Here is a 12001-nt window from a genome sequence, read left to right as displayed (position 1 = left end):
TATACTTCTTTCCTAAAATTCATTAAAATAGAAAAATCCGTTATCTTTGAGTAAAAAAGTATAAAATGGTTTTTAAAAAGCTATTCCTTCTAGGACTTCTGTTGATTTCATTTTCACTAAAAGCAGCATTTATTTTGTTGCCAATGGATGAAAACACCCAAAAAAATCATCTTAAAGCTTACGGAATCACTTTTTGGTGTCTGGATAAAAAGTACAAAGCCAGTTGGTTACTCAATTACCGTGGCGGTTCTTTTTTACTGCCCGATACTCCAGAAATTCGTAAAGAATGTCAAATACGTGGGGTAAGTTTTGAAGTCCTATCTGATGGAGAAACTAACAGTATTCTTAACGAAATAGCCAGCCCTTCTCAAAACATGGAGACGGTAATTTTAGAAAAAGCGCCCAAAATTGCGGTCTATACTCCCAAAGGCAAACAACCTTGGGACGATGCTGTTACTCTGGTTTTGACCTATGCCGAAATTCCGTTTACCCCCATTTATGATGAAGAAGTATTAAGTGACCAACTTATTTTATACGATTGGTTACACCTACACCACGAAGATTTTTCTGGGCAGTATGGGAAATTTTACGGAGCCTATCGAAGTACTCCTTGGTATATCGAACAAAAAAAGAACGCTGAAGCTTTGGCTACCCAATTGGGATATGCTAAAGTATCACAAGAGAAAGGAGCTGTGGCCAAAAAAATCCGTGACTTTGTTATTGGTGGTGGTTTTATGTTTGCCATGTGCTCCGCTACGGATAGCTTTGATATCGCTCTCGCTGCTGATGGTGTTGATATATGCGAACCCATGTTTGATGGTGATCCATCGGATGCCAGTTATCAATCCAAGCTGAATTACCAAAATTCCTTTGCTTTTAAAGATTTCACTCTTGAACGAAGGCCTGATAAATACGAATTCTCAGATATAGATACTACAGAAAAACGTAGAATTCCTATGGATACCGATTATTTTACACTAATGGAATTTTCGGCCAAATGGGATCCTATTCCAAGCATGTTGTGTCAAAATCACACCCAACTGGTAAAAGGTTTCATGGGGCAAACAACTGCTTTTGATGCTAGTTTTGTAAAATCGAATGTTTTAACAATGGGTTCTTGTGAACTTAATGGAGAAGCGCGTTACATCCATGGCGAAAAAGGAAAAGGAATGTTTACTTTCTACGGAGGGCATGACCCAGAAGATTATCAACACAAAGTAGGGGATGCCCCAACTGTTTTAGACTTACATCCAAATTCACCTGGCTACCGATTAATTTTAAACAACGTATTATTCCCAGCAGCTCGTAAAAAGAAATTAAAAACCTAGTTGAACTAGATGATATGTTAGGTGTTGAAGAAATTATCCATTAAGATTAAGAAAAGTTAAGCCTTCATTTTGCTTAATCTTAACGGTTTAAATAAGTTTTGGAAAAATTAATTCAAACTAAATTCTACCCAAATTGGCAAATGATCCGAAATTTTCCTTGCTTCTTTCAAGTTCTCAAAATCAGTATAGAAAAGTAGTTTTCCACTATCTAAAACCTTCAATTTTGTGGGTTGATAAAAGATGTTGTCAAATTCTGAGGCCAAGCAAATATTTCCTTCACATTCCCGTTTCAAAGATGTTTTTTCGTCCACTAAAACAGGAAGATAGCCCATTTTTTTCAATGGATTAAAAACGGTATGCGATTGTGGGCAATTAAAATCACCCAGAAAAATCAAGTTTAATTGCGGATATTCAGCAGGCAAAAACTTGAAATATTTGATTTCAGTTTCAGGCTGTTTACTTTTGGTAATAGCATGGAAGTTTACCAGTGTAAAAACTTTTCCATTTTTTTCAAAAGTCGCATAATAAGGTTCGCGATCAATCTCCAAATGATACTTTTTTTCTAACCAAGCTGCGCCAATTTTTTTTAGTTTCCCTGTTTTCCATATATAGGCATAGCGCTCCGTTTTTTAAGCGCTACTACTCGTAGGTTCGCTAATGGTATAATCCCATTTGGAACCCTTCCGATTCAAAACAGCTGCTAATCTCGCCACCGCTTGTGAACCACCATAACCCGCAACCACTTCTTGTATAGCTACCACATCGTAATTCATCACAACATTCGCCATGAATTCCACCTCCACTTCCGACTTTGATTGCCCCAAATTTTCAATATTCCAAGAAAGAATTTTGGTTTGAGGGAAAACGCTAAAAGATAAGAAAAGGAGGAGGAGGAGTATGGGGTTCATTATTGTTATTTCCAACTGATTTTTATGTTGGGGAAATTAAGGTGTTTTTTTGAATTAGACTATTTTATTGGCTGTTGAAATACTAATCTTTTGATTAGTACATCTGATTTTCATTTAATTTTTTTCATAAACTCCAACCGTATCCAATAACTCTTTCTCAAACAAATAAATATCATCAATTGATTGAATTGCTTGTTTTGTCTCAGTTTTGTTTTCATGAAATAAACCGATGTAATTTTTACCTCCGTTTAAATGCAATCGACAGAGTGGTTTTCGGTTGTTGTCATCGAGTAGAATTCCAAAATATGATTGTGTATCACGATGTACAATTCTGTTAATTGGAAGTTTTCTTCTTAGTATAGCTACTACAATTCGATAAGCTTCCAATTCTTCTTCTGTAGTTGTAACTTTTGATTCATCAACTATTAGTTCGATTTGTTCTGTTAGTTGCTTTTCGGCTTCTTTGTTGATAGCGGCATTAAGTCTATCATTTATTTTTTCGCTTATAAATTGGTTAAAGCCCTTTTGTACAAGCTCTTTGAATTCGTCCATTACTTTTTCAGTCAATCGTCCAGCATATACTTTATTAGCAAAGAGTTTTACAAATTCATTTGATGGATTCGTAATCTCGTTGTTAATTTGTTTTCGAATTTCTTGAATGTATTTTAAAGAACTCGCATTGTTAACAATATGGTCAACATCAAAATTAGACTTATGAAATTTTGAGATTTCATTAATAACATTCTCTTTTACATTTGTAATATCAAATTCTAAAAATGGCTTAGAATCCATTTTGTTTTTCTCGTCTAAATCTGTGAAGAATTGATATTGTATACCATTTGTTAATAGAGCAAATCTCGTTTTGGTGACATGAAAATATCTGAATAGTTGAGAATTATGGACAGATAGTTTTTCTTTCCAATTTTTACATTCAATTATTAATATAGGATCATTCTTGTCAAATATCGCATAATCCACTTTCTCTCCTTTTTTAATGCCAATATCAGCAGTAAATTCAGGTACAACTTCAGTTGGATTAAATGTGTCATAACCAAGGATATTTATAAATGGCAGAACAAATGCATGTTTTGTAGATTCTTCCGTTTCTATTTTGTCTTTTAGCATGATAATTTTATCTGCTAAAGTTTTCAGTTGATTACTTAATTCCATAAATTTTATTTTAAATAATTAATTTCCCAAACATAATCCCATTAAAAATCAATTCCTTACGGCAAACCGTAAAGTCAGTAAATAATCTTAAGAAACCTCAAACAGATATTTTGAATAAACAAAGTTGAAGTAGTGTTTCTCAATGATTGGTGCCTTCATTAGATTGACAAATTCGTCTAATGACACTCCGTGATAATGATGAATAGCTTGAAGTTTAAATTCAATTTCAAGAATTTTAGTGATTTCATTGTATCCTACAGAAACAATATTTTTATCTTTTACAGGGTAGCGGTTCATTGTAATGCGGTTTTAAATGGAACTTATTTAGGTTTTCAAACTTATAACCATTAAAAGAGAGTTCTTTGCGGAAAACCGTAAAAGGGATTGTTTTTTTACTTATTACGATAAAAAAAATCCTCTGAACTACTTAAAAGATGTTCAGAGGATTCTATTGTGTTTCAATTAAGGGGGGTATGCCTTGTTTTTTTCTTGATTTGTAAAAATGGGTAATGAATGCCTTTAAATCAAACCTAAATCTTTGGCAATTGCTATCAAGTGGATGGTATTACTAGCTTTGAAGTAGGTTTTTAATTTATTAATTCGTTTCTCGATGCTACTTTTACTATTCGGGCTTATGTTTAGCATTTTAAATTGATTCTCCATTTGCTCTTGCGGTATTCCAATGGATAAATATTTTAGTAATTCTAGGTCATAATTGTCAATTTCATTAACCGTTTTATCCTGAAGCACATGAGTAATAGTTGGCGAAAGGTATCTTTGATCCGTGTTGTAAACTAAGGTTAATGCATTTTTTAATTCGGGTATACTATTGCGTCCTTTCATCACATAACCGTCAATGTGATAATTTTCAAACAGTGATTTTATCCGATAGGATTTATCTTCGATGGAGTAAACTATAATTTTGATATTGGGTTGCAAGGCTCTAACGGCAGCAATTAACTCATCCCCAGATTTGAGAGTAATGGTGTCGTCTCGATGATCTTCTTTGAATGATAAATCCGTAAGCAATAAATCATATGGTGTATCATCTAAGATTGCTTTTTTTATTTTTAGTAGTGCATCATCACAGTATTTAGTGTAATCGACTTCTCTGATGGCACAGTCTTTTAGTGCTTCAACGACAGCAAGATTGATACTATCAAAATCTTCAGAAATTATTACTTTGTTAAACATAATCAAGCATTTTATTTAGGAAATAGGATGGTTGTTTTTAACCCTTTATTGATTTGTGAATCAAAAGTAATGCTTCCATTAATACTATTAATACGGTTTTCCACATTCGTGAGTCCATTTTTTAAAATCTTTTCAGGATTAAAACCAATTCCGTTATCTGAATATTTGATTTGTATCTGTTTTTCTTGAGTTTCTAAACTTATTACAACAATGTTAGCTTTGCTATGTTTTTTCATATTGGTCAACAATTCTTGTATGGCACGATAGATTTCAATTTGTTTTTCGGTACTAATTTTAGACCAATTAACAGTATCACTTCCTTTGGTAACAATAGTAGTTTGATTCGAATTATAGCCCATCAATAATTCGTTGAAGCTTGTTCCAAAATGAATTCCGGTTTTAATTCCGCTGTTTTGTTTCGAAATATTTCTGCTTTTATCATAGATACTGTCTAGATTTTCGAGTAAAATTTCTTTTTTTTCAGGAATTTCAAGATTTTGAGTTTCTACAAAAGTGATGGTTCTGTACACATCATTGGCTAATTCATCATGCAGTTTTTTTGAAATTCGGGTTTCGGTTTCATAAGCAGCGATTCTTTTTACCTTTTTGTTTTTTCTTTTCCAATAAGAAATCAAAATTAGAATAGAGCCAAGCAATAGTACGACTGAAAAAACAAGTATTAAAATGTTGTTTTTGTGTTTGGCGAGTTGCAATTCATTCTCGGTTTTTTCTGTTTTTAGTACTAAGTTTTCGTTTTTCTCGATAGTAGCATCATACTTTATTTTAGCAAATTGATTTTTGGCTTTTTGACGTTCCTTATAAATACTGTCGCTAAGATGGATACGCTTTAATGCATATTTTTTAGTATCGATATTATGACTAGTTTCGACTAATATATTCAAGGCTTCGATGGCATCATCAACACTGCGAATGGAAACAGCTTCTTGATAGGCTAGTTTAGCATATGCAACAGATAGCTTAGAGTTAGTGTTTTTGTAATAGTCTGCTAAATGAATGGCACTTATGATGATTCCATACCGATTGTTGTTATCTTGTCTAATTTGGAGTGCATTTTTTAATAGATTAATGCTTTCAGGCAATTGAAGTTTGAAACTTACATATCCTAGATTGTCCATTACACGAGCGTAGTTTTCGGGATTGGTAATTACTTCTTTTTTCGTGATTAATTCAGATAGGATTTGATAGGCTTTGTCATAATTTTTTTGTTCTTTATAAACAACTGCAATATTATTTTTTAAAATGCAGGTTTGTAAAGAATCAGTAGTTAATTGTAAGGCTTTTTTATAGTAAAAAATAGATTGTGGATAATTGTATAAGTTTTTGTAGTTGATACCAAGTATGTTGTAGATAGATATCTTATAGTCAGGATCCGTTTTAGTATTAAAAAGAGGAATGGCTTCTGTTGCCGTTTCTTCACTACTAAAATAATCAGCTTCTATCTGTTGGATATAAGCTAGTTTCAATATAGCATATATGATTCGGTTAGGGTCTTTTTTGGGGTTGCTTCTGCTTCGGATTGTATTGTAATAATAGAAAGCGCTATCAAATACTTGGTTGTTGAAGTGCTTTTCGGCAGCATCAATGTCTTGCGAATATTCTGTGTAGTTTTCTGATTGGGAAGTAGAGGGAAGCTCTTTTTTACAGGAAATAAGTGCTAATAGTGTAATACTAATAATTAAAATCGGGAAATGTAATTTGTTACCTACCATTTCCCGAAAATAATCAATTTAATTTAGATAACTAAAGTCTAAATTAAGTTATTTGTTACTGTGGTTTACGTGTTGGAATTTGACCACTTTCATCTCCTCCAGTGGCCGTCACTTCTTCAAAAAGTTTGGTTTTTGTTGTTTCAATCTCTTCAGTTGTGCATGATGTTATTAGGGAGCTTACCATAATAAAACAAGACATTAATAATATACTTTTCATCTTCTTGGAATTAAATTTTAGACATAGTTGTGGCCGTTCGATTTCATAATCGAATCAATTGCCTATAGGGCAAGCCGTTAAAACATTTATTTTTGGGAAGTGAAGTGAGCTTAAACAGTAGACTAAGAATTATACTTCCCGGATAGTCTTAGTGTACTGTATATGCGCACTTTTTTTGAATGAGTTTTGTACATTTGTCTTGGTAGCAATTCAAAACAGGAACTAATTCTGAAGCAAAGGAAGTCTAGCTTTGGCTAAGAAAGTGGATTGAATTCCAGCAATTCCAGTAGTTCCAAGGTATTCGGAACAATTCCATTAAATTCCACGATTAGTGTATGAGAAAAAATACTTTAGAAGATTATAAAAAAAGGATAAAAGCAAAATATGAAATCGCTATACAAGAAGATTCTTCGGTGTTGTTGAATACACCAGCAGTTATGCGCGATTTATGTTTGAGTATGTGTAATGAAGGATTGTCTGTTCATGACGAGAAGATATTCAGAACTTTTTTTGAATTAAATCAAACTGAGGATTTAAGAAAAGGAATTGTGAATTGTAATATTGCTTTGTTTAGGCCTATTCGTTCTTTTCTAAAAAGTGAAAAGAACACAGAAAATTTAATGAGAATTGAAGTAGCCGCCATATTAGTTGATTTTCAGCCAAGACCTTATTCAAAGTTTTATAAGATTAATTCAAGCAAGGAAGAAGAGGTTTCAGATACGTCACTTTCAAAAATAAGTATTGAGACAAAGAAAGTGGAGGTGATTTCAAACGATGTTTTAACGAAAACACTTCCAGCCTTTGTGCAGAAATTTAATTTCATGGCAAAATTAGGTTGGATAGCAGGGGGAGTAGTAATGTTGTCTGTTTTAGGATATTTTATAAAAACGAATTTCTATCCCAAAAAACAATGTATGGAATGGGTAGGAACGCATTATGAAGAAGTAGATTGTGATAAAGATAAGTTAGGCTTTTTAGCATCGAGTGCTATCGTTCCTATAAACGAAAATGCTAAGGAGTTGAGGAAATTAGATTGCAATCAAAAGTTGGTTTTTTTTAAAAACGAAAAACCATTGATTTGGTATTGTAAATATGATGGTGAAGTTGAGTTGTACGACCGTCCAGGCTTTCATCCTATTACAGGTAAACCTCTTAAGCCTATAACGAATTATATGATTAATAAGTACAATTTATCTAGTAAATGAGTTCGATGATTTTTTAAGATGCACCGTAGTTGAATAGGGTTATTTGATTTGGATAAAATATTTATTTCCATGAACGTCAGTGGCTAAGATTTTACCCTGACTATTAATTTCTACTACTACTTCAACAGTCGATGGCTCGTTATGAGTTATCAATTTCCCTTCTCCCAGTTCTGTGTCTAAATTGATGAATCCATATATATTCCTACCTTGTTCATCTGTACCAGTTACGCTATAGTCGTAGCGAAATTCTTTTTCAGAGGTATAAGTAAGTCCATTTTGAGTTGGTGATTTGATTTGTTGAGTTGCGTTTGTTTCTATTGGTTGAATCTCTTTCAGATTACAAGCTACAATGCAAAGGGAACTACTAAGAATGGCTGTTTTAATACGGAGATTTAATTGCATAACAGTTTTTTTTCAAATATAATCTGAGAAATTGTAATTGATTTACGGGAATCCGTATTTTGGATACTTTTTTTCTGTAGTAGTAGATTTTTTGTTTTGATAATGGTGAAAAATCCTCGTAAACTGTTATTATCTATGTTATCTGTCTGTCAGTAGATAGTTCTGTTTTAGAATGCCTAATCTAGCTGTAATGAGAGGAAATCGATTTTATATATTGATTTCAGGGCAAAAAAAAACCTCGTTTGCCGAGACAAACGAGGTTTTTTTATATAAGTAAGTAATCCTAAACTGAGTTGATAAAACGTTTATTTTACTTTATTAAGTACAGCTTTGAAAGCTTCAGGGTGGTTCATAGCTAAATCTGCAAGAACTTTTCTGTTCAATTCGATTCCGTTAGCTTTTACTTTACCCATGAATTGTGAATAAGACATTCCTTCTAAACGAGCTCCAGCGTTGATACGTTGAATCCATAAAGCACGGAAATTTCTTTTGTTCACTTTTCTATCACGGTATGCGTAGCACATTGCTTTTTCTACCGCGTTTTTAGCAACTGTCCAAACGTTTTTACGTCTACCAAAGAAACCTTTGGCTTGCTTCATTATTTTTTTTCTTCTTGCTCTTTTAGCAACTGAATTTACCGATCTTGGCATAATTTTTATGTTTTTTTGTAGCAGGCGGCTTGAATTTAATCAAAAGCGCTTAATGGCCATACTCCAAGGTTATTTTAAATTGTTTTAACCTAAAGAATTTAAAATAGTGTTCAGTTTTCAGGTTTTAGTGTTCAGTACTAACTGCCTACTAAATACTGACGACTGATTACTAATTTAGATGATTCTTAATTGTTGTTTGATGCTTTTCATATCTGTTGAGTGAACTAGCGCTGAGTGAGTCAAAGCTAATTTACGTTTTTTAGATTTTTTAGTCAAGATATGACTTTTAAAAGCGTGCTTTCTTTTAATCTTTCCAGAACCAGTAACTTTAAAACGTTTCTTGGCGCTAGATTTGGTTTTCATTTTAGGCATTTTTTCCTAGTGTTTTAGTTTATTCTTACTTACTTATTTTTTGTTTCAAGTTTAAAGTTTCAGGTTTTAAAACTGATTACTAAAAACTGTAAACTGAATACTTCTTATCTCTTCTTCTTAGGAGCAATGAACATAATCATCCTCTTTCCTTCTAGAACAGGCATCGCTTCTACTTTACCAAATTCTTCTAAATCCTGAGCTAATCTCAATAATAAGATTTGTCCTTGGTCTTTATAAATGATGGAACGCCCTTTAAAGAATACAAAAGCTTTTAGCTTAGCGCCTTCTTTTAAGAATTTTTCAGCATTTTTTCTTTTGAATTCATAATCGTGTTCATCAGTTTGAGGTCCAAAACGGATCTCTTTTACTGTAACCTGTGTCGATTTTGCTTTTAAGATTTTATCACGTTTCTTTTGTTCGTAAACAAATTTCTTGTAATCCATAATCTTGCAAACCGGTGGTTCAGCATTTGGTGAGATTTCAACTAAGTCCAATTCAAATTGGTCAGCTAATCTCAAAGCTTCTGAAAGTTTAAATACTCCAGGCTCAATGTTTTCACCTACTAGTCTTACTTCCTGCAAACCACGAATATTATTGTTTATTCTATGGGCATCTTTCTTTTCTACACGAGGTTGGTAACCTCTATTACTTCTTATTGCTATGACTTTATAATTTAAGTTAAACTGTAAATACTTTTAATGTTTTTTTTACTTCAGCGTCTACAATAGCAGCAAATTCTTCTATTGTAACAGTGATATTTCCTTTTCCTTCTTGTCCGTGACGACGGATGGAGATGGTTCCATTTTTCTCTTCTTCTTCACCTACAATCAGCATAAATGGGACTTTTTGCATCTCTGCATCCCTAATTTTCTTACCAATTGTTTCGTTTCGATTGTCAATTAGTGCGCGAATTTCGTGATTTTCTAGCAAATCTAAAACTTTTTTAGCATATATTTCATATTTCTCGCTCAAAGACAAGATAATAGCCTGTTCAGGCATTAGCCAAAGTGGGAAATTACCCGCAGTATGTTCTAGTAAAATAGCAATGAAACGCTCCATGGAGCCAAAAGGGGCTCTGTGAATCATTACAGGTCTATGTAATTCGTTATCAGAACCTTTGTAGGTCAAGTCGAAACGTTCTGGTAGGTTGTAATCTACCTGTATTGTTCCTAATTGCCATTGTCTTCCAAGGGCGTCTTTTACCATGAAATCCAACTTAGGTCCGTAGAAAGCGGCTTCACCGTATTCTACAATAGTATTCAAACCTTTGTCGGCAGCAGCATTGATAATTGCGTTCTCTGCTTTCTCCCAGTTTTCATCAGTTCCAATGTATTTTTCGCGATTCTCTTGGTCTCTTAGTGAAATTTGAGCGGTAAAGTTTTCAAATCCTAATGAACCAAATACATAAAGTACCAAATCAATTACTTTTTTAAACTCTTCATCCAACTGTTCGGGAGTACAAAAAATATGCGCATCATCCTGAGTAAACCCACGTACACGAGTCAAGCCGTGTAATTCTCCACTTTGCTCGTATCTATAAACGGTACCAAATTCAGCATAACGCTTTGGTAAATCTTTGTACGACCATGGTCTTACATTGTATATTTCACAGTGATGAGGGCAGTTCATTGGTTTTAATAAAAACTCTTCCCCTTCATGAGGTGTACTTATGGGTTGAAAACTATCAGCTCCATATTTAGCATAGTGACCTGAAGTTACATACAATTCTTTTTGTCCAATATGTGGTGAAACTACTTGTTCGTATCCAGCTTTCTTTTGTGCTTTTTTCAAGAATTGCTCTAAGCGCTCTCTCAAAGCGGCTCCCTTTGGTAGCCATAAAGGCAAACCTTGACCTACTTTTTGCGAAAAAGCAAACAATTCTAATTCCTTACCAAGCTTTCTATGATCTCTGCGTTTTGCTTCTTCAAGTAGCGCTAAGTATTCGGTTAAATCCTTTTGTTTAGGAAATGATGTTCCGTATACACGAGTCAATTGTTTGTTTTTTTCATCACCTCTCCAGTAAGCACCAGCAACACTCATTACTTTCATAGCCTTGATGATCCCGGTATTTGGAATATGACCACCACGGCATAAATCAGTAAAAGTATCGTGATCACAAAACGTAATCGTTCCGTCTTCTAGATTAGTAATTAACTCTGTTTTATAAACATTGTCTTTGTATATTTCTAATGCTTCTGCTTTTGATACAGGGCGCAATTTGAACTCATGTTTCCCTCTAGAGATTTCTAGAACACGATCTTCAATTTTCTTGAAGTCGGCTTCAGTAATTTTATGCTCTTCAAAATCGACATCATAATAAAACCCATTTGCAATGGCTGGTCCTAATGTTAATTTAATTCCAGGATACATTTCTTCAAGTACTTGTGCCATAACGTGTGAAGTTGAATGCCAAAAAGCTTTCTTTCCACCTTCATCATTCCAAGTGTATAAAACAAGACTTCCGTCAGTAGTCAAAGGAGTAGATGTTTCGATGGTCGTGCCATTAAAAGAAGCCGAAATAACGTTTCGTGCAAAACCTTCACTAATGCTTTTAGCAACATCCATCGGACTTACGCCTGGTGCATACTCTCTAACTGACCCATCGGGCAATGTAATCTTAATCATTGTTTGATATTTTTAAGACTGCAAATATATAGCATTACTAAAATACATACAATATATATATAAGGTTTGTTTGCAACTATTCTGCTCGGGGATATCTATATAATAGGACTAGAGTGATTCTTAGGAGCTAATCCTGCTATCCGCTATATCTTGTGGCGGCATAAATGCCCGCCGCCACAAGGATGCCGCTACTATCAGGG

Annotated in this window: 14 protein-coding genes; 2 read left to right on the top strand and 12 right to left on the bottom strand. The window is 33.6% G+C overall.

Features of this window, described 5'->3' with window-relative positions; genetic code table 11:
* Positions 1-65 precede the first annotated feature (65 nt).
* Positions 66-1328 carry an asparagine synthetase B gene (locus SLW70_RS15575; RefSeq protein ID WP_320889566.1) on the top strand — a complete coding sequence of 421 codons (1263 nt, stop codon included), beginning with the start codon at positions 66-68 and terminating at the stop codon, positions 1326-1328.
* A gap of 107 nt (positions 1329-1435) precedes the next feature.
* Here SLW70_RS15575 and SLW70_RS15570 read toward each other — a convergent pair whose 3' ends face one another.
* The 7 genes from SLW70_RS15570 to SLW70_RS15540 all read right to left on the bottom strand — a co-directional run bounded on the left by SLW70_RS15570 (position 1436) and on the right by SLW70_RS15540 (position 6547).
* Positions 1436-1876, bottom strand: a complete 441-nt coding sequence (locus SLW70_RS15570; RefSeq protein WP_320889564.1) for a hypothetical protein — start codon at positions 1874-1876, stop codon at positions 1436-1438.
* Positions 1877-1957: 81 nt separating this feature from the next.
* Positions 1958-2251: a hypothetical protein gene (locus SLW70_RS15565; protein ID WP_320889563.1), complete on the bottom strand. Its 294-nt coding sequence runs from the start codon at positions 2249-2251 to the stop codon at positions 1958-1960.
* A gap of 99 nt (positions 2252-2350) precedes the next feature.
* Entirely contained in the window at positions 2351-3406 is a 1056-nt protein-coding gene (locus SLW70_RS15560) for a type I restriction endonuclease (RefSeq protein ID WP_320889562.1), read from the bottom strand.
* An 87-nt stretch (positions 3407-3493) separates the two neighbouring features.
* Positions 3494-3703: a KTSC domain-containing protein gene (locus SLW70_RS15555; protein WP_320889560.1), complete on the bottom strand. Its 210-nt coding sequence runs from the start codon at positions 3701-3703 to the stop codon at positions 3494-3496.
* 222 nt (positions 3704-3925) lie between these two features.
* A complete protein-coding gene (locus SLW70_RS15550) occupies positions 3926-4600 on the bottom strand; it encodes a response regulator (protein ID WP_320889559.1) in 675 nt (224 codons plus the stop codon).
* An 11-nt stretch (positions 4601-4611) separates the two neighbouring features.
* The gene (locus SLW70_RS15545; protein WP_320889558.1) at positions 4612-6330 is read right to left on the bottom strand and encodes an ATP-binding protein; all 1719 of its coding nucleotides are present in this window, start codon (positions 6328-6330) and stop codon (positions 4612-4614) included.
* A 55-nt stretch (positions 6331-6385) separates the two neighbouring features.
* Positions 6386-6547, bottom strand: a complete 162-nt coding sequence (locus tag SLW70_RS15540) for a hypothetical protein (protein WP_320889557.1) — start codon at positions 6545-6547, stop codon at positions 6386-6388.
* Between the two features lie 335 nt (positions 6548-6882).
* Here SLW70_RS15540 and SLW70_RS15535 point away from each other — a divergent pair, with 335 nt between their 5' ends.
* The gene (locus tag SLW70_RS15535) at positions 6883-7752 is read left to right on the top strand and encodes a hypothetical protein (RefSeq protein ID WP_320889555.1); all 870 of its coding nucleotides are present in this window, start codon (positions 6883-6885) and stop codon (positions 7750-7752) included.
* A gap of 39 nt (positions 7753-7791) precedes the next feature.
* On the opposite strand, the gene SLW70_RS15530 is transcribed toward SLW70_RS15535, so the two are convergent.
* The 5 genes from SLW70_RS15530 to thrS form a co-directional block, all read right to left on the bottom strand.
* Entirely contained in the window at positions 7792-8154 is a 363-nt protein-coding gene (locus tag SLW70_RS15530; RefSeq protein WP_320889553.1) for a hypothetical protein, read from the bottom strand.
* 305 nt (positions 8155-8459) lie between these two features.
* Positions 8460-8804 carry a 50S ribosomal protein L20 gene (gene rplT / locus SLW70_RS15525; protein WP_035633036.1) on the bottom strand — a complete coding sequence of 115 codons (345 nt, stop codon included), beginning with the start codon at positions 8802-8804 and terminating at the stop codon, positions 8460-8462.
* 174 nt (positions 8805-8978) lie between these two features.
* Complete coding sequence (rpmI, locus tag SLW70_RS15520) at positions 8979-9176, bottom strand: 50S ribosomal protein L35 (RefSeq protein ID WP_007810722.1); 198 nt, start codon at positions 9174-9176, stop codon at positions 8979-8981.
* A gap of 104 nt (positions 9177-9280) precedes the next feature.
* Positions 9281-9757 carry a translation initiation factor IF-3 gene (gene infC, locus SLW70_RS15515; RefSeq protein WP_414458230.1) on the bottom strand — a complete coding sequence of 159 codons (477 nt, stop codon included), beginning with the start codon at positions 9755-9757 and terminating at the stop codon, positions 9281-9283.
* 97 nt (positions 9758-9854) lie between these two features.
* Entirely contained in the window at positions 9855-11801 is a 1947-nt protein-coding gene (gene thrS / locus SLW70_RS15510) for a threonine--tRNA ligase (RefSeq protein WP_320889546.1), read from the bottom strand.
* Between the last annotated feature and the right edge of the window lie 200 nt (positions 11802-12001).

The sequence above is a fragment of the Flavobacterium sp. NG2 genome (genome assembly GCF_034119845.1).
Lineage (GTDB): Bacteria > Bacteroidota > Bacteroidia > Flavobacteriales > Flavobacteriaceae > Flavobacterium.
This window is presented reverse-complemented; position numbering and strand designations above follow the sequence as displayed.